Raw genomic sequence first — 18837 nt, 5'->3', positions numbered from 1 at the left:
ATGTAAACTAGTGCTAAAAAAGAAAATCCCAAAAACTTTAATTTTCGTCTTTGGGTATATCCATTTTATCAACAGCATGCTTTAAATCATCATTACTAATGTGCGTATAAATCATCGTCGTTTGTATAGAGGAATGACCTAGTTGCCTTCTTAATTTAGGTACATCATTAACTTCTGCATGATACCTGGTTGCAAAGGAATGTCTTAATTTATGGACTGACAATGAAGGTTTACCGAATGCTAAAGCGTATTTTTCGATTAACTTTTCTATAGATCTAGCAGTTAATCTCCGCGGTTTTCCTTTTGGGCCCATTGCAGCAGCTATGAACAGGGCTTTATTTGACTTATCAACCTTATAACGAGCTTCTCGAATACGCAAATATGCTTGTAAGTCATCCATTGCTAGTTTACTGAAGTAAACATATTGTTCTTTGTTTCCTTTTCTAATCACTCTTGCAGTGAACTTACTGTGATCAATGTCGTCTAAATTTAAATTCACAACCTCTGAGAGCCGTAGGCCTGAGCCTAAAATTAGCGATACAATCGCTGTGTCCCGTTCTTTATTTAACAAGTGGAAGTTATACTTTTTCTTATTATCCTTAAATAGGTGGCCATAATCATGTGCAATAAACTGCCTAAATTTTTCATACTCGTCACCTAAGAGTATTTTACCTTCCATTTTATTAGCGATAGTTTCCATACTTTCTTTAAGTTCATTAAACTCGATTTTTGCCATGACATTTCGTTGTATGTATGGTTTCAAATCACGTGTTTCTGCGATGTTTTGTAAGTAGTTGAATAATGATTTTAATGCTGATAACTTTCTATTAACAGTTACTTCTTTATTGTTCATCTCGTATTCTAGGAAACTGAGAAAACTTTCAGCTTCTTGTATTGTTAGGGATTCCAACAACTCGAGAGGGGTATTTTTCATTTCACCTTTATGTAAGCTTTCAGTTACGAGCCATTGGAAGAAAATCTTAAAATCATGAGCGTAATTTAATAATGATGCTGCTGATAGCTTTCTACGTTTGTGGTTAATGTATTCTTCAACGTACCATGGCAAATCTTTGAGTAATTGTTGTAGTTTTAAATAATGTTGTTGCTGTGTGTTATTGGACAATATAATCACCTCGTTAATGTTATTTTATACCAACTAGATTTAATTTTCAATGTTTATTACGTCAAATTTATATTTTACGTAATAATATGACAATGAGAAAGAAGATGAATTTCTGAAAAATTTCGTGCAGTCACTTCTCCCTCATCTTATATAAATGATTTATGGACGTTTATCCCAAGGCTCTAATGTACCGACGACCTTTCTTTTTAAATCATACTTAATGACTTCAATAATACCATTAGAAATTTCTTCGTGTGTTAACCACCTGGATGTTAAACCATCATAGTAGAAACCTAATTGCACTTCTTTAAGATCGCAATTTCTAGGAATTATATTTTCAGTTTTTATAATACTTGATAAGTCACTGCTGCTACCTTTAATAATCAGCAGACTCCAACGTTCCTGTTGTTGGAATTTGCTTACTTCTTTGATTATAGTTGGTATCGCATTGGGTGCAGTGCTATGAATCCATGCTACTATTAGATTGATTGAACCATATTGTCTATGTGCATCAGATATTTCCTTTATTAAAGACGATGTTTTAGTATAGTCTAACTCTCTTGTGAAAAGTCCATGTTCATCATACATGTTTTCTATTTGTTTTAACCTTCTTTTATCTCTTCCATATATGATTGTATTTTCAGCATGAGTTGAAATCCAACCAGAGGCTCTTGCTAGCATGCCAGTCCCACCTAATATAATTACGTTTCCAAGATTCATGAACTACCTCCTTCCCCCTACCTATCATTTTTGAAAGTAATTTTCTCCCATTCCTCAATTGAATACTTCTCAGTCATTTCTTGACCTTCATTTGGAACGTCTATATAACACATTAATTCTAAACTGTTTCCATCTGGGTCTTCAAAATAGACAGATGCATTCCCTTGATATGGACGTATAAAAGGATCTGTAGATGTTCTTCTTCCAAAAGATATAGGCTCAATATTCAATGATTCTAATCTAGCTATTGATTTTTTTTTAATTTTTATATGTTGTTCGAAAAGCGATATGTCTAATCGAAGGGTGATAAGGGATTTTGTACTGCTTTCCTTCCCATAATCCTAACCAAGACTTCCCCTTCTCAATCCAGAAAAATGCTGTATCTTCATCTTTCCATGCTAACTCTAACCCTAACTTTTTATAAAATGGGATTGATATGTCTATACTCTCTACAGGTAAATGCACTTCATATAATCCTTCAATCATGTTATATCCCCTCCCCTTCTATTTTCCTGTTACGCTCCCAATCGCTTAAGTAAAGAATATCGGGCGTTCTATCAGCATTTCCTGGTAAGCGCGCAGCAAATTATAAAGAATTTCCATCTGGATCTTTGAAATAAATACTGGCCATAGGAACCCAAGTATGAACGATGGGCTCAAGTGGTTCTAATCCAAACGACTCTACAGCTTCTATTCCTTTGTTGTTGAGCCAAGTTATCCCGCTTTTTAACCTAGATACATTAACTTCAAAAGCAAAATGACTTCGTGTCCACTCTTCCTCTGTTTTTTCCCAGATACCAAATATTTGTGATTGATTTGGAAACTCAAAAAAGATTACCTTACGATCTGTTAATGTGAGCACTTTCTTCAAACCAAGTTGGTTTTCATAAAATTCGTTTGCCGCTTCTAAATCTCTGACATGCACATGTGTTTCGAAAATACCTTGTATCATAAGCCCATCACCTCCCTTGGTATCCATTCCAGTTTATTTTTTTGACTAAACATTTGAACTAAATCAGATAGTTTAGCCCATGTTTCTGCCTGATTTAAATTAGGCGCATCTATAACCATTTGCCTGGAATATACTTCTGCATACAGAGACCTTAAAACTGTTCTCAAATTGTTTAAAGCATTAATTCCTCCTTTTCCTCCACCTGCAATGGAAATGATTAAAACTGGTTTATCAACAAAATGGTCAGAGCTAGTATAATCCAAAGCATTTTTTAATGCACCGCTCATTGCACCGTGATATTCTGGTGTAATAATTATAAGTGCATCAGCTTCAATAATAGTTTTTAAATACTTTTTAACTTCAGGGCGATCAATGGTCTCTTCCTCCCCATCAAAGATTGGAAGTCTTTGATCAGATAAGTCTATATGTCTGATCTGATATTCCTTTTCTAGCCACTTTCCAACATGACTTGATACACTTGCATTTCTTGGTGATCCGCTTATGACTAATTGATTCATCACTCATCTCTCCTTTTTGATTTTCTTTTGATACTTACATTTTAAACATTTGTTCAAATGATCAAATCGGAGGTGAGTTTGAAAAAAATTAGTTACTATGATGAATTATTCTCAGACAATAGTCTTAGATATTTAATATAAAAAAAGACCAGCCTGAATGGAATTCATTTGCTGGTTAAGGTGAAGTAATAATAAAGCTTAATCTTCTATAACTTTATGTTTGACTGCAAACAAAGCAGCTTGCGTACGATCATTTACTGGTAGTTTTGATAATAAATTTGTAATATGTGTTTTAACCGTTTTTTCAGATATATAAAGTGACTCGGCTATACACTGATTACTTTTACCTTTTCCTATTTCCTTTAATACTTCCCTTTCCCTTTTTGTTAAATCTTTTAGTGCTTTTATATCATCTGCTTCTTCCTTATTTACATGTTCAAAAAGGTGATTAGCTACCTTAGGATCAATATTTTTATTACCCTTATAAACTCGTATGATAGCTTCTATTAAGTTCTCAGGTTCTGTATCTTTTAAACAATAACCGTCAGCTCCTGCACGAATTGCGGATATAACATGTTCTTGATCTTCAAAACTTGTAAGAACGAGTATTTTAATAGATGGAAATCGTTCCTTCAGTCTTTTGGTTGCTTCCACTCCATCAATTATTGGCATAGACAAATCCATGAGAATAACGTCGATTGGAGTGCCACGCTCCATTGCTTCTATTACTTCGATGCCGTTTTTTGCTTCTGCAATAACTTCGACAGTCTCTTCATTCGCAAAGAAAAAAGTAAGTCCTTTCCTTACAACATGGTGATCATCAGCTATTAGTATCTTTATGTTTTTGTTAGTTTCCAATCGTATTACCTTCCTTTCTCAAGGGGATATGTACAGAAACAGTTGTTCCCTTATTAAGCTTGCTTGTAATGTAGCAATTCCCGTCTATTAAATTAGCTCTCTCTCTCATACTTGTAAGACCAAAACCAGTTGATGCTTGATCAACTATAAAACCACACCCATTATCTTCAACTACGAAGGTAACGTACGGGGATTGTGTATCTACTGTTAAATTTATGAATACTTTAGAGGCATTTGCATGTTTTGACACATTATTCAATGCTTCCTGACCAATTTTCCATATCGTGGTTTCTAAATACCCAGGTAATTTTTCTTCATAAAAGTGACAGGTAACAGATAATTTAAGTTTCTTACCATATCTCTCAAATCTCCTTTTAAGCCCCTCTTTTATGTAATCTGAACGTAGTTGCCATATTAAGTCCTTCATTTCTGCTAAAGACTCTTTGGAAAGGTTATAAATTTCGTCTAAAGATTCATGGATATCTAGGTTATCTGAGATTCCTTTTGTGCCTTTTGCAGTATACATGATAGAAAATAAGTTTTGGTTTACTGAGTCATGAAGGTCTCTTGCAAGTCGATTCCTCTCTTCTAATATGTGCATCGTTTTCTCTTGCTCAGATAATCGAATTCTTGCACATGCTGTTCCTATTTGAAAAGCAACAGATTCTAAAATGTGAAGTTCATCATGATTAAATTGGAGTTTGTGTGGAGAAGCAACATTTAATAAACCATACAAATGGTCACCTGACTTAATGGGAACAGAAGCGTGTCTGATAATTCCTTCATGATTACCCCGTTTTTCATTAATAGCATACTCGATGCGCTCACATTCAATGATATTCGTAGCTTTCAAAAGTTTTCCTCCGAGACACCTATCAATACAACGGCATCCTCCTTCACATAGGTGTTTTCTCTTTTTATACTCTAAGGCTTCAGGTAAATGCGCATAAGCAACAAGTTGGAAATCATGTTGTTCATCAAATAAAAATATCCAACCAGTTTGTAGATTACTAAGCTCTAAAAGAAGATTTAATACTTCTTGTAGCATTTCCTCCATCTTTGTTTCTTTATTTAATAACTCTGCAATGGATTTAATCAGAAACAACTCTTCGTTACGATTCACGATGGGTAACCTCCACAATTTTCAAAATAGATTTATATTTTTATCATACATGAAACCATTCATATACATTATATGAAAAGTGTAAATAGAGGAAATCCTTTTTTAGAAGCAAAAAAACTACGACAAAAGTCGTAGTTTTAGTCTCACCCCTCTTTATTAAGCATATAATTCGGCATGACCATCATAAACTACATTTTTTTGAATTTCTTGTTCAAAAATTGAGGATTGATATCTGTCTAAGAACATAACTTTCCATTGAGATAGAGTATATAAGCTCCATATTTTTCTTGAATGATCGATTTTACCAGTTTGATGCTGTCTGAACAACGCATCTACATAGTCTATATTTATGTACTGATCTAAACCGCTAGATTTGATTACATCAAGGCATTCTTCTCCACGTAATCCCCGTAACCATTGCCTTAATGGAACTGGGAATCCTAATTTCGGTCTGTTTAACACGTGTTCTGGAACAATCCCTTGTAAAGCATCTCTCATTATTTTTTTTGTTCTGTTTCGATTAACACGATATTCAGTTGGAATTTGACTTGCGACTTCAAATACTTTTTTGTCTAAAAAAGGTACACGTAATTCTAAAGAATGAGCCATAGACATCTTGTCTCCTTTGGCAAGAATGTTACCTGGAAGCCATAAGCTTAAATCTATAAACTGCATTTTGGTAATATCGTCGTGTTCTTTTACACGGTTATAATACTGCTCAGCCCATTCAAATGCATCAACATATTGATATTGCATTTTATTATCATTAAGAATCTCAACCATATCGTCAGTAAAGATTTTCGCATTTCCGATAAAGCGTTTCTCTATCGGAGTTGTGGCACGTATTATATAGTTTTTACCATAAAACTTCGGGAAGTGCTTTATGGTTTGGTGAAGAATATTTTTTACAATCTCTGGCATCAATTGAATGTGGCGTATTGCAAATGGTTCCTGATATATTCGATAACCTCCAAACAGTTCATCTGCCCCTTCCCCCGATAAAACAACTTTTACATGTTCAGAGGCTAATTGGGATAGCAAATTCAAGGCAACAGCAGAAGGATCTGCAACTGGGTCATCTTGTGCCCAAACACTAGAATTAACAGCTTCAAAATACTCATCTTCTTTAATGATCCATTCATGATGATAAGTGTCAAGTATTTCAGCAGTTTTCCTAGAAACAGTACATTCGTTCTGTTCTCCTTCAAAACCAACTGAAAACGTATGGAATTTCGTTTCTTTCCGCATGATTGCAGCTATGGCAGTTGAATCGATTCCACTAGATAAGAAGCTACCTAACGTTACATCGCTTTGCATATGAAGTTTTACAGACTCTTGTAGTGTTGTAAGAATTTTTTCCTTCACCACCTCAACATCTTGTTCCTTTGGTTGAAAAGTCGGTTCCCAATATCTTTCGATTTTGAGAGATTGGTTTCTACATATCAACCTGTGACCTGGTAATAGTTTATTTATACCATTTACCATAGTTCTAGGTTCAGGAACATATTGATAGGTTAAATAATGTACTAGACTTTGAGGATCAAGTGAATGGGATTGATTACTTACTTTTAAAATACTTTTTAGTTCTGAAGAGCAGATTAATTTTTGCTCATCAAATAAATAATAGAAAGGCTTTATTCCGAAATGATCTCGTGCTCCGAACAAGGTATTAGTCTTCTTATCCCATAATATAAAAGAAAACATCCCTCGTAAATGGTGAACACAATCTATACCATATTCTTCATATAAATGAATGATGGTTTCAGTATCTCCGTCTGTTTTAAAGTGATGTCCTTTAGCTTCTAATTCATTACGAAGCACACGGTAATTGTAAATTTCACCATTACATATCATTACTATTGTTTCATTTTCATTCAATATCGGTTGTTGTGCTCCTTCCGTGTCTATGATTGATAATCTCCGAAAACTCATTCCAATTGTTTTCTCTATCCAAAATCCTTCATCATCTGGTCCTCTATGTATCATATTATCTGACATCTGTTGTAGTATGGTCGGATTTATACTCTGATTGCTAAAACTTAAATAACTGTTAATTCCACACATAATAGCTTTGCTCCTTTTTAAAATTAGTAATTGCTGTACAGGGAAAATAAAAAACCTTCGTTTTACTACTAATTTCAGTAATAAGACGAAGGCTTTTTTTGATAGGTTTCAAAATTACCTTAATAAAAATGAAATGTTGTTTGTGTTTGCTAATCTTTAAAATAACTTAACCTAGAAAAGAACTCCTGAAGGAATTCATAAAATAATTCTTCTGTTGGAAGTAATTCTCTGTCGCTCGGTGTGATGACACCAACTGTTCTTGTTACGGTTGGTTCAATTAACGGAATTTTTACTGTAGCTCTTGGCAAACTATCTACTAACGTAACATCTGGCATTAATGTTACACCAAGCCCAGCAGACACAAGTCCCTTTAAGGCATCAATGTCGTCCCCTTCAAACGCTACATCTGGTTGAAAACCAAGTTTATTACAGGCTTTTATTACAATTTGTCTAAATTTAAATCCGTCTGGAAGCATAACAAATGGATCATCTTTGAGATCTCTTAAGCTTAACTGAGATTTATTGGCTAATGGGTGATGAATAGGTAATAATGCTACCACTTCCTCCGTAAAGAGGATCTTTCTTTTAATTTTTTTCTCTTCCATTGGAACAGGTGCAATTAATGCCATATTAAAGTCCCCTTTTATGACGCCATCGATTAACTCGCCGTAAAGGGCCTGCTTTAAATAAAATTTTGCATCTGGATATTGCATGCGAAAGGCGTATATAGCTGTAGGTAGAGTGTAAGCCGCTAAACTGATTGGATATGCGATACGAATTGTTCCTTTTTCTGGATCTAAGTATTCCTCTACCTCCCTGGTTGCATCATTTATTACATTCATTGCTTGTTCAATTCTTTCGAGAAAGATTTTACCAATAGGAGTTAATTTTACCCTTCTCCCCTCACGGATAAATAGATCAACTCCCAATTCATTTTCAAGATTTGATATTTGTCTGCTTACAGCAGATTGTGCTACGTGAAGAGCATCAGCAGCGTCTGTTACGTGTTCCCTATTAGCAACTTCTATGAAATATTGGAGCTGTCTTAGTTCCATAATATGCCACCTTTCAAGGATTGATCTAATTTCTGCATTAATTTTATCTATAATTGATATTGATTAGATCGTTTATATAATTATAAAATACTACATAGTAGAAAATCTAACAATTGTATTATTTTTTATTATTGATATAATAACAATTTCGGCTGAGGGGGCTGGGGAATATGAAAACTGTTGAAAAAGTTACTGAACTAGAAGTTGCAAGAGAATACGTCAATCAAGTGTATGAAACGGTAAAACAACGTAATTCCCATGAAACTGAATTTTTACAGGCTGTCAAAGAAGTATTCGACTCTTTAGTACCAGTTTTAGCAAAGAATCCTATCTATATAAAGGAAGCTATTTTAGAAAGAATCGTTGAGCCTGAAAGACTGATCTCTTTTAGAGTACCTTGGGTAGATGATCAAGGTAATGTAAAAGTGAATCGAGGATATCGTGTACAGTTTAACAGTGCAATTGGGCCTTATAAAGGTGGTTTACGTTTCCACCCTTCTGTAAACGCTAGTATTATAAAGTTTCTTGGATTTGAACAGATTTTTAAAAATTCCTTAACTGGCCAACCAATTGGTGGTGGTAAAGGTGGATCAGATTTCGATCCAAAAGGTAAATCTGATGCTGAAATCATGAGATTTACGCAAAGCTTCATGACCGAGCTAAGTAATTATATTGGTCCTGATAAAGATGTACCAGCTGGTGACATTGGTGTAGGTGCTAAGGAAATTGGGTATATGTTCGGCCAATATAAGAGGCTTCGTGGTGCATATGAAGCCGGTGTTCTCACTGGAAAAGGTGTTGGCTATGGTGGTAGTCTTGCCCGTAAAGAAGCAACTGGGTATGGTACTGTCTATTTTGTAGATGAAATGCTAAAAGATCAAGATTTAAGCTTAAATGGAAGCACAGTGGTTGTATCAGGATCAGGTAATGTTTCTATATATGCCATGGAAAAAGCAATGGAATTAGGTGCTAAAGTTGTAGCATGTAGTGATTCAGGTGGCTATGTATATGACAAAAATGGTATTGATCTTGATTCAGTTAAGCGCCTTAAAGAAGTAGAGAAGAAGCGTATTAGTGAGTATGTGAAGGATCACCCAGGAGCACTTTATTTTGAAGGTTGCTCAGGAATTTGGTCTATTCCTTGTGATGTTGCTCTTCCTTGTGCAACGCAAAATGAAATTGATGAAATGGCTGCTAAAGTTTTAGTATCTAATGGTGTTAAAGCTGTTGGTGAAGGTGCAAATATGCCTTCAACATTAGAAGCTATTGATGTCTTTTTAGACAATAAAGTCCTTTTTGGTCCTGCTAAAGCAGCTAATGCTGGTGGAGTTGCAGTTTCTGCATTAGAAATGGCCCAAAATAGTGCAAGACTTTCTTGGACATTTGAAGAAGTTGATAATAAGTTAAAAGTAATTATGAAAAACATCTATCGTGACAGTGTTGCAGCTGCCGAAGAATGTGAAATGCCTGGTAATTTAGTTGTTGGAGCTAATGCTGCAGGATTCATAAAAGTTGCAGATGCGATGATTACACAAGGTGTTATCTAAATAAAATACATCCGTTACCTTTGAGTAGCGGATGTTTTTTGTGATGATATGTGATGATATTATAAACCAATCCCGTTTCCATAGGGGGAAGCATGTGCTGTTCTTCCATTCAAAATACTTTTTTTAAGTTCCAGACTTGGTACTTAAATTGACATTTTTCTGTAGAACCAACCTGAATGACCTTGTCATTTTTGTATGGATAAAAACGCATTGTAAACGACTCCTCACCATCGTTTACAAATACTTCAATAGATGATGTATCAATAAATATAGTTAAGGAATGTAGTTTATCAAGTTTACATTGACGTTTTTCAATCGTACCATCAACATAACTTTTCCGTTCCATTGTAAAAACAGAGTGTTCATTAGAATAGAGTAATCTAGCATTTCCATATAAAGTTAATTCGAGCATACCATTCGGAATATCAACGTCATCTAGTTGTAATTCCAAAGTCTCCCCTTCGCTAAAGTTGATAGCCTTGGATTCTTTATCTAACTTGACATATCCTTCTGAAAAATTTTGACGTAGTTCTTTTAGTTCTATTGCTGGTTTCTGACGAACTCTACCTTCAACTATTGACAGTTCACGAGGAATAGTCATGTTGTGTAGCCATTTATATTCTGTTGTAGGGTGGTCCTGTTCATTTTGGTCTGGAACACTCATCCAAGCAATTAAGATCCTTCGACCATCATTATCAATAGTGGTTTGAGGGGCATAAAAATCGAAACCGCGGTCTAATTCTTCAAAGTCTCCATGAGTATAAACACAATTTTTTGAGTCAAACTTTCCGATGACATATCCCGATTGATATACATTGTTATACTTCATCTCACAAGCCTCTATTCCCTGCGGAGAAAAAATTAGAACATCATGACCATTTAAATGAAATAAATCAGGACACTCAAACATATAACCAAAGTTTTTTAACTTCCCCTCTCCCCCACCTGCTATCATTCCTTCATGAGTCCAGTCAGTTAAATTATTTGATGAAAACAAGGCAACAGCACCCTTTAATTCTTTGGTTTGTGCACCAATAACCATAAAGTATTTATCATCTTGTTCCCATACCTTTGGATCACGAAAATGTGCAGTGTATTGAGATGGTAAATTTAATATAGGTCCTTTTTTTTCAAAGTTAATCCCGTTCTCAGATACTGCTAGACACTGATAAGTTTCACGATTGCCACTTTCATCCTTTACGTTTCCTGTATAAAGGAGATGTAATTTCCCTTCAAAATCAATGGCACTTCCAGAATAACATCCATTTTTATCGTACCAATCAGATGGAGCTAGTGCCAATTCTTCATGTTTCCAATGTATCAGATCAGTAGAGCTATAATGTCCCCAAAACTTTGCACCATGACCAGTTTTAAATGGCATCCATTGATAAAAGAGGTGATACTGACCTTTCCACCATATAAAACCATTTGGATCATTGAGTAGCCCAACTGGTGGCATGATATGGTAATGTAACCGAAATGGATCTTTTTCGACTTTATTTTTATTACCCTTGATCTCGTCATTTACTCTTTTCTTTAATTGTTTATCCAAGTCCAATATAGACACCTCTAATTTTGTAGATGTTTTTCTACTTCCTTTAATGTTGGTAAAGCAGTCATAGCCCCCTTCGTTGAAGCAGCAAGAGCACCAGAAACTGAAGCAAACCTAGCCATATTTACAGTTGTAATAAGCGGGATATCATCAATGTCCCCAGCATATTCGTTTAGTTGATATAGCATACCTGAGACAAAAGCATCACCAGCACCTGTTGTATCGACGGCTTTCACAGACATTGCAGGGACATGCTTCTCCCCTTCGGAAGTATAAACATAACATCCTTCAGCACCAAGTGTAATAATAGTCAAAGGGATACTATACTCTTTTAATGCTTCCATTCCTTTATTGACCTCAGTTTCCCCTGTAATAAATGTTAATTCCTCTTCTGAGATTTTAAGGAAATCTACTTCACACAGCATAGTTGAAATAGTTTCACGAGCTTGTTGTTCAGATGGCCAAAGACCTAGTCTTAAATTTGGATCATATGAGATGAGCATACCATTCTGTTTTGCAATTTTCACAGCATGTATGGTTGCTTCTTTAGCGGGATTACTTATCATAGAGATTGATCCGAAATGTACGATCTTGTGATTTAGAAAGTCATGTTCATCAATATCATCTACTTTTAGAAAGCGGTCAGCGCTCGGATTTATAAAGAATTCAAAGCTTCTCTCTCCATCATCTCCATTCGTAACAAACACCACGCCAGTTTTTATATCCTTTGTTAAAAACATTTGATTTGTTTTTACTCCAAAGGTATCTAGTGTCTCCACTAAAAATTTACCTAAAACATCGTCCCCAACTCTACCTAAAAAAGTTGATCTAGCGCCTAACTTAGCTACACCAACGGCGACGTTAGCAGGAGCACCACCTGGACTTTTTTGATAATTGATGTTCTCGTTGTCTAGTGGGATAAAGTCAATTAATGATTCTCCTAATGATATAATTCCTTTTTTCATATCTTTTACCCTCCTCGTTCATTTACTTATTGAGCCCTATATAAATACTCCTTACTAGTCATAAGACTAGTAAGGGATAATATAATTTGATTTATTTACCTTCTTCTTTCCATCCTAATAATAATGTTGCAACGAATGCTCCTACGATTGCAATAAGAAACGCAATACCATAGTTAAGCGGATCTTTTGCAATGGCGAACATAGGAACACCTGTTAGACCGATTCCATTTGCCATTACCTGTGTAAATACAACGTAAAACCCTCCTAGTGCTCCCCCAATGGCTGCACCAATAAATGGTCGTCGGTATCTTAAGTTTACCCCAAAGATGGCAGGTTCCGTTATACCTAAAAATGCAGAAACTGCTGCTGGTAAAGCAATACCTTTTACTTTATTGTTTTTTGTCTTGAAGAATACTGCTAATGTAGCACCACCTTGTGCCACATTGGCCATTGCCCAAATTGGTAATAAGAAATTACCTCCTACACTTACTAATAATTCGGCTTCTATAGCATGGAAACTGTGATGTACACCGGTTAATACGATAGTAGAATAAAGCCCACCAAAAATTAATCCAGCTAATGGTCCAGCAGTATTATAAACAAAATCAAGTGCTGCCGTAATCCCATTACCTAAGGCACGTCCTAATGGACCAACTACTAGCATGGCAACAAAGCCAGTAAGAATGACTGTTAGGAATGGCGTTAATAGTAAATCAACGATATTAGGGATAACTTTCCTTAATGATTTTTCAATATGTGACATTGCATATACAGTTAATAAAACAGGTATAACTGTTCCTTGATAACCTAAAAGCTCAACTCCAAATCCGAGGAAATCAAGAACCTCTGGTTGTGCATCCGATAACCCCCAAGGATTTAAAAGGAGTGGATGTGTCATAATTCCACCTATTACAGCACCTAAAAACGGATTACCACCAAATTCCTTCGCAGCACTAAATCCAATTAATATTGGTAAAATAATAAAAGATGCAGATGAAAACATGTCTAATAAAACAAAGAGTCCACTTTCAGGATCGACCCAGTTATACGTATTCATCATTCCAAGTAGCCCCATGAGCATACCTGCAGCTACAATTGCTGGAATAATAGGAACGAATATATTAGATAAAGTACGAGCAAATCGTGCAAATGGATTCATTTTCTTTTTCGCTGCATCGCTGTGAGATTCCTTTTTATTAGAATCCTCTTCTTCCAACGTAGCTCCAACTAATGGTCCAAAGTGAGTAAATACTTTATTAACTGTGCCAGTTCCAAATATAATTTGGAATTGTCCTGAACTAAAGAAGGCACCCTTTACACCATCTAAGTCGTCAATTTCTTCTTTTTTTACTAGATCTTCATTATCAATAACGAGCCGAAGCCTTGTAGCACAATGGGTTGCACTAACGACGTTACCGCTACCTCCAAGTAATTCTACTAATTTTTCTGCAATTTCAACATGATTCATATTATAATATCCTCCTTAAAAGCATAAAAAGACCTAAAATATACAAAGTTTACATAGTAATAGGTAGTCCTATTCCATGGAACTTTATACATTTTAGGTCTTGCCTGCATGATCAGTAACAATCCTACAATATGCTATTTTTCAATAAAAACAATTTTACAAGATGAAAGCGCTCACGTCAATATTAAACTTATTTTTTAAATTAATCTTTGTAGATGCAATGTTATATAAGCAATTTCTGATGATGGGAAATTTATTTTATAGTCTTCATTAAGTTTTGATGCTATTGCTTCTGATATTTCGTAAACAGAACTATACTTTTCTTTTATGAGCTGATGCATATCTGGGTCAATTGGGTCAAAATCACTTCCCTCAGCCATTCGATTTAATGCGAAGCGTAAATGGGTAATTAACCTTTGATAATTAATACTAGATTCATTCACCTTTATGTTTAGATGTCTTTCAACTAGCTCAATAAAATCACGGATGATTGAAGCTTTTTCCATTGATTCAGACATTGATTTTCCACCTATTTTAGCAGTGTGAATATGGAGAGCGATATGAGCAACTTCATCTAAAGGAATTTCTATGTTGATTGTTTCATTTATTAATTTTCTTGCCCAAAGACCAATTTGAAATTCTCTATGATAAAGCAGTTTTATTTCATTTGTTAATTTATTTTGAATGGTAAATCCTTGTTCGATTCTTTCAATTGCAAAGGACAAATGGTCTGTTAACGCAATGTGTATATGATCATGCAATGGTTCCTCTAGATAACCTTCTGCATAATCAATTATTAATTCAGCTAATTCAATATGTTTTTCTGGTAATGTAGAAAGTAGTTGTTGAAATTTTTCAGATGTATGTTCATGTAATACAAAGACTTTTTCAATCTTTGATTGAGGAACGATGTCATTTTTACTTTTTTGAAAAGCAATTCCGCTTCCCATCACAATTTTTTCCTGTTCCCCGTGTATGACAACGATGGCGTTGTTATTTAATATTCGAGAAATACGCATTGAGATAGCCCCTCTATAATAACTAATATAAATTCTAATATGGAAATAATTAAATCATTTGTACTGCTTGAATGCAAATGGTAAGCAAAATAAATACTCCGAGTGGCACATGTTAAACTGTACCCTCGGAGTAGTAAATTATTTTGAATTTAGCATTTCAAAAACTTGTTGAACGTCTTTATCGCCCCGTCCAGATATGTTTAAAATAATTATCTGGTCCTTATCTAATGTTGGAGCGAGTTTCTTCGCGTATGCAACAGTGTGTGCACTTTCCAATGCTGGAATAATTCCCTCTTTCCTCGATAGTAGCTTAAAGGCATCTAATACTTCATCTTTTGTTACAGTATAATATTCTGCCCGACCACTTGTTTTAAGATGACTATGCTCTGGTCCAATACCTGGATAATCAAGTCCTGCAGCAATCGAATATGTCGGCTGAGGATTGCCCTCTTCATCTAAAAGACAAAGACATTTAAAACCGTGAATAACGGTTGGAGTCCCCTTCGTTAAAGTTGCTGCTTGATCAGGCTCTATACCAATTAATCGAACGGAAGGCTCATCAATATAATGGGCAAATGATCCAATAGCATTACTTCCCCCACCTGTTACAGCAATAACTGCATCTGGGAGGCGTCCTTCCTTTTCTAAAATCTGTCGTTTAGATTCTTCACTAATAACAGATTGAAAATGTTTTACCATTGATGGGTATGGGTGTGGTCCAACTGCTGAACCTAGTAAATAAAAGGTATTTTTATAATTTTGAACTAGGTCACCTAACGCCTCATCAACTGCGTCCTTTAATCTACCCTGTCCTTTATCTACAGAGACTACTTTAGCTCCTAGTAGTTCCATACGAAATACGTTTAAAGCTTGCCTCTCTGTGTCTAATTTCCCCATATATATAATGCATTCCATACCAAACATAGAGCATGCAGTAGCCGTAGCGACTCCGTGCTGACCAGCCCCAGTCTCTGCAATAATTCTTTTTGCACCCATTCTTTTAGCTAATAAAATTTGACCAATGACATTATTTATTTTGTGGGCTCCAGTGTGGTTCAAATCTTCTCGTTTCAAGTAAATTTTCGCACCACCGAATTCCTCTGTCAGATGTTTTGCAAAGGTAAGAGGGTTTTCTCTCCCCACAAATTCCTTTAAGTAATATTTGTACTCTTCGTTGAATGCTTCATCGTTTTTGTACTTTTCAAATTGCTCTGCTAGTCCATCTAATACTTCCTGTAATTCTGGTGGAACATAACTTCCTCCAAACTCACCAAAATAACCTTTGTTTTGAACTGTTGTTTCATTCATTTTCTCCACTCTCCTCATCTTTTCTCGTCTCGTCTTTCTAATCTCAGCTTAAGCAAAAACTTACCATAGCACTTTAATGCAGGAAAGATTTACTTAATCGTAATTTTATCTGCTATGAATGGGATTTGTCAATATAATAAACCATGTTAGTTACAAAATAAAAAGGCTTGGACAAAAGTGTTTAACACATGAGAAAACCGAACATAGGATTCGTAAAAAAATACTTCTCCAAAGTTAAATAATGTTCGGATTTCCAGTTAATCACTCGAATTATATCCAGCCTCATAACAAGTTAATTTAATTCTTTCTTAAAATAGAGGTTTCCCCTACCGTCCTTTTGCTCACTAAATCCTATTTTTTTCAAATAATTCATCTGCTTTTCATTGGTGGTGTAACTTACTAAGGTATTATATCCTTTTTCCGTAAAGAAGTGTTTACTGTGGTCGTATATATAGTTTCCTATTTTGAAATCACGATATTCAGGTATGGCAAAATCAAGCTCTATTTCTAACGTATTTTCATTATGTTTTGATGCAATAAAAACCCCTGCTGGCACCATATTTCTTAAAATGTAAAAGCTCACCTCATAGTCTTTCATATCAAAAGAGGTTTTGTTTCCGTATTTTTCCAATTCCTCTTTATAGAAAGTTAGAAAATGTGTGAAATACTGTGAACCTGCATCTATAGGAAGTAATTTGAAATACTCCTTATACTGATAAATTTTGTATAGGTAATATACATTGATGATTGCAATACCAAGATTCATGAATCCAACTGGCAAGGCCCCTATTAAAAACCCATACAAAGAAAAGATACTGGAACCGATTAAATTAATCCATCTTAACTTTATTATAGAACTCATTAATAGTGATATTAATACAATAAGCGATGCTAAATATCCTAACCATTCTAACCAATTAATTGTCACTTTCTCCATCCCTTTCTAATATAAACATAGTCCAATTTTGTCGAATACAACCACTTACCTATGCTAACATTTTCTAATATATTAATCCAAAATTATCCCTGACAACGTTTAGTTTTCTCTCATTATCTCTTAATTATAAGCGTCCATTATTTGTTTCTTATGTTGTTTAAGTCTTGGTACAACCTATACTTATAACGAGCAAATATAAAAACCCAGATTTAAAACTATATATTCTGAAAAACCTTCAGAGTATTGCAATAACCCATTATTTCTGTTAAGGTGTAGACAAAGTTCATATTCTTGACTTCAATAATATTTGAAGTGAGTTTAGAGGTGCATTGACCATTAGTACACATTCTATAGGATAATGGGGTCCGTTAAAAGGAATGTGGAAAGGGGGATATGCCGAAGTAACGGTCTACTCATGGGCTTGTTGCTGGGTCTGTTATTTAATAAATGCAGAACTGTCATATGGTCTCTTGCATAAAAAGACTATATGGAGGGCTATCTCACGCTGGAATGAATCGTGACTATTATTCCATGCAACAACGATACCCTCGTTGTTGCATTTTTGTTTGTTAATGCTAGCTCACGGTTGATTTTTGAGATTTAGCTCTATTCAAGAACTTGATATCGTCAAGAAGGCGAACAAAAACTGTTGAATAGAGGTGTTTATGATGAATTTTGGAAAGTTAATTACTGCAATGGTAACGCCGTTTGATCAGGAAGAAGAAATTAATTTTCAAGCAACGAAGACGCTGGTGGATTATTTGATTAGTAATGGATCAGACGCACTTGTTATAGGTGGGACTACAGGTGAATCTCCAACCTTAACTACTGAGGAAAAGGTTTCTTTGTTTGAATACGTCGTAAAAGTGGTAGATGGTCGTGTACCTGTTATTGCTGGAACAGGATCTAACAGTACAAAAGAATCAGTACAATTAACGCAAGCTGCAGAAAAAGTCGGTGTAGACGGAATTATGCTTGTTACACCATATTATAATAAACCAAATCAGGAAGGTCTTTATAAGCATTTCTCAACAATTGCAGACTCAACTGAACTTCCTGTTATGTTATATAATATTCCTGGACGGTCAGCTGTTAATATGTCAGTAGAAACAACGATACGTCTTGCAAAAATCAATAACATTGTTTGTACAAAAGAAGCTAGTGGTGACCTCGAAGCTATGGCGAGTATTATTGAAAATACGCCAGATGACTTTTTAGTTTATAGTGGAGACGACAGCCTAACATTACCACTATTATCTATTGGAGGACATGGTGTTGTATCAGTTGCTTCCCATATCATCGGTAATGAGTTGAAAAATATGATTGAAGCACATCAAAATGGAAATACAGCATACGCCGCTTCCCTTCATCGTGATTTGTTACCAATGATGAAAGTATTGTTCTCTGCTCCAAACCCAACTCCTGTAAAAGCAGCGTTAGGCATGGCTGGATTGGACGTAGGATCTGTTCGATTACCGTTAGTTCCCCTAACAAAGGAAGACATGCAGAACCTCTACAATACTTTACAAACAAAGCTACTGTCAAAAGTAGTTTAACGATTATCAAAGCGCTTTAGAACGCAATTGTTCTTAAGCGCTTTTTTTAGTATAGTCATCTGCTTAGTTTGA

Annotated in this window: 16 protein-coding genes, 1 pseudogene and 1 riboswitch; of the genes and pseudogenes, 2 read left to right on the top strand and 15 right to left on the bottom strand. The window is 35.1% G+C overall.

Translation table 11 applies throughout. The features are described 5' to 3' along the window. Window positions 1-37 precede the first annotated feature (37 nt). The 9 genes and pseudogenes from xerS to BW724_RS11790 form a co-directional block, all read right to left on the bottom strand. Complete coding sequence (gene xerS, locus BW724_RS11830; RefSeq protein WP_246596135.1) at window positions 38-1123, bottom strand: tyrosine recombinase XerS; 1086 nt, start codon at window positions 1121-1123, stop codon at window positions 38-40. Between the two features lie 159 nt (window positions 1124-1282). Continuing rightward, entirely contained in the window at window positions 1283-1843 is a 561-nt protein-coding gene (locus tag BW724_RS11825) for a Rossmann-fold NAD(P)-binding domain-containing protein (RefSeq protein ID WP_088075414.1), read from the bottom strand. A 17-nt stretch (window positions 1844-1860) separates the two neighbouring features. After that, window positions 1861-2329: pseudogene (locus BW724_RS11820) on the bottom strand (VOC family protein). A gap of 100 nt (window positions 2330-2429) precedes the next feature. Next, window positions 2430-2795 (bottom strand): VOC family protein, encoded by a 366-nt coding sequence (locus BW724_RS11815; protein ID WP_235848954.1) that lies wholly within the window; start codon window positions 2793-2795, stop codon window positions 2430-2432. Beyond that, window positions 2792-3313, bottom strand: a complete 522-nt coding sequence (locus BW724_RS11810; protein WP_088075413.1) for an NADPH-dependent FMN reductase — start codon at window positions 3311-3313, stop codon at window positions 2792-2794. Before BW724_RS11810 ends, BW724_RS11815 begins: the two co-directional genes overlap by 4 nt. A 198-nt stretch (window positions 3314-3511) precedes the next feature. After that, entirely contained in the window at window positions 3512-4171 is a 660-nt protein-coding gene (locus tag BW724_RS11805; RefSeq protein ID WP_088075412.1) for a response regulator, read from the bottom strand. Then, window positions 4161-5294 (bottom strand): GAF domain-containing sensor histidine kinase, encoded by a 1134-nt coding sequence (locus BW724_RS11800; protein WP_088075411.1) that lies wholly within the window; start codon window positions 5292-5294, stop codon window positions 4161-4163. Before BW724_RS11800 ends, BW724_RS11805 begins: the two co-directional genes overlap by 11 nt. Before the next feature lie 156 nt (window positions 5295-5450). Further along, window positions 5451-7358, bottom strand: coding sequence for an asparagine synthase (glutamine-hydrolyzing) (gene asnB, locus BW724_RS11795; protein WP_088075410.1), 1908 nt, complete (start codon window positions 7356-7358; stop codon window positions 5451-5453). 149 nt (window positions 7359-7507) lie between these two features. Further along, complete coding sequence (locus tag BW724_RS11790) at window positions 7508-8413, bottom strand: glutamate biosynthesis transcriptional regulator GltC (protein ID WP_088075409.1); 906 nt, start codon at window positions 8411-8413, stop codon at window positions 7508-7510. Window positions 8414-8583: 170 nt separating this feature from the next. Here BW724_RS11790 and gdhA point away from each other — a divergent pair, with 170 nt between their 5' ends. Next, complete coding sequence (gene gdhA / locus BW724_RS11785) at window positions 8584-9960, top strand: NADP-specific glutamate dehydrogenase (RefSeq protein WP_088075408.1); 1377 nt, start codon at window positions 8584-8586, stop codon at window positions 9958-9960. A gap of 109 nt (window positions 9961-10069) precedes the next feature. On the opposite strand, the gene BW724_RS11780 is transcribed toward gdhA, so the two are convergent. The 6 genes from BW724_RS11780 to BW724_RS11755 form a co-directional block, all read right to left on the bottom strand. Continuing rightward, window positions 10070-11518 carry a glycoside hydrolase family 32 protein gene (locus tag BW724_RS11780; RefSeq protein ID WP_088075407.1) on the bottom strand — a complete coding sequence of 483 codons (1449 nt, stop codon included), beginning with the start codon at window positions 11516-11518 and terminating at the stop codon, window positions 10070-10072. A gap of 11 nt (window positions 11519-11529) precedes the next feature. Further along, complete coding sequence (locus BW724_RS11775; protein WP_088075406.1) at window positions 11530-12477, bottom strand: aminoimidazole riboside kinase; 948 nt, start codon at window positions 12475-12477, stop codon at window positions 11530-11532. 91 nt (window positions 12478-12568) lie between these two features. Continuing rightward, window positions 12569-13945, bottom strand: a complete 1377-nt coding sequence (locus tag BW724_RS11770; RefSeq protein WP_088075405.1) for a sucrose-specific PTS transporter subunit IIBC — start codon at window positions 13943-13945, stop codon at window positions 12569-12571. Window positions 13946-14142: 197 nt separating this feature from the next. Then, window positions 14143-14970, bottom strand: a complete 828-nt coding sequence (locus BW724_RS11765; protein ID WP_088075404.1) for a PRD domain-containing protein — start codon at window positions 14968-14970, stop codon at window positions 14143-14145. A gap of 132 nt (window positions 14971-15102) precedes the next feature. Next, entirely contained in the window at window positions 15103-16272 is a 1170-nt protein-coding gene (gene trpB / locus BW724_RS11760; RefSeq protein WP_088075403.1) for a tryptophan synthase subunit beta, read from the bottom strand. Between the two features lie 292 nt (window positions 16273-16564). Then, on the bottom strand, window positions 16565-17200 hold the full coding sequence (locus tag BW724_RS11755; RefSeq protein ID WP_088075402.1) for a YgjV family protein: 636 nt from the start codon (window positions 17198-17200) through the stop codon (window positions 16565-16567). A gap of 320 nt (window positions 17201-17520) precedes the next feature. After that, window positions 17521-17715: riboswitch (Lysine riboswitch) on the top strand. Between the two features lie 159 nt (window positions 17716-17874). Here BW724_RS11755 and dapA point away from each other — a divergent pair. After that, window positions 17875-18765, top strand: a complete 891-nt coding sequence (gene dapA, locus BW724_RS11750) for a 4-hydroxy-tetrahydrodipicolinate synthase (protein ID WP_176371389.1) — start codon at window positions 17875-17877, stop codon at window positions 18763-18765. Window positions 18766-18837 lie beyond the last annotated feature (72 nt).

Origin of the sequence: Litchfieldia alkalitelluris, from assembly GCF_002153425.1 — a bacterium.
GTDB classification, from domain to species: domain Bacteria; phylum Bacillota; class Bacilli; order Bacillales; family Salisediminibacteriaceae; genus Evansella; species Evansella alkalicola.
Note: the sequence above shows the minus strand (reverse complement) of the source record. Positions and strands in the feature narration are given on the sequence as shown.

What these genes read in the sequence shown, in the direction of transcription:
- BW724_RS11770 (WP_088075405.1), bottom strand. Translation starts at nt 13,945, where the DNA reads ATGAATCATGTTGAAATTGCAGAAAAATTAGTAGAATTACTTGGAGGT.
- BW724_RS11825 (WP_088075414.1), bottom strand. Translation starts at nt 1,843, where the DNA reads ATGAATCTTGGAAACGTAATTATATTAGGTGGGACTGGCATGCTAGCA.
- BW724_RS11815 (WP_235848954.1), bottom strand. Translation starts at nt 2,795, where the DNA reads ATGATACAAGGTATTTTCGAAACACATGTGCATGTCAGAGATTTAGAA.
- BW724_RS11790 (WP_088075409.1), bottom strand. Translation starts at nt 8,413, where the DNA reads ATGGAACTAAGACAGCTCCAATATTTCATAGAAGTTGCTAATAGGGAA.
- gdhA (WP_088075408.1), top strand. Translation starts at nt 8,584, where the DNA reads ATGAAAACTGTTGAAAAAGTTACTGAACTAGAAGTTGCAAGAGAATAC.
- BW724_RS11775 (WP_088075406.1), bottom strand. Translation starts at nt 12,477, where the DNA reads ATGAAAAAAGGAATTATATCATTAGGAGAATCATTAATTGACTTTATC.
- BW724_RS11810 (WP_088075413.1), bottom strand. Translation starts at nt 3,313, where the DNA reads ATGAATCAATTAGTCATAAGCGGATCACCAAGAAATGCAAGTGTATCA.
- dapA (WP_176371389.1), top strand. Translation starts at nt 17,875, where the DNA reads ATGATGAATTTTGGAAAGTTAATTACTGCAATGGTAACGCCGTTTGAT.
- trpB (WP_088075403.1), bottom strand. Translation starts at nt 16,272, where the DNA reads ATGAATGAAACAACAGTTCAAAACAAAGGTTATTTTGGTGAGTTTGGA.
- asnB (WP_088075410.1), bottom strand. Translation starts at nt 7,358, where the DNA reads ATGTGTGGAATTAACAGTTATTTAAGTTTTAGCAATCAGAGTATAAAT.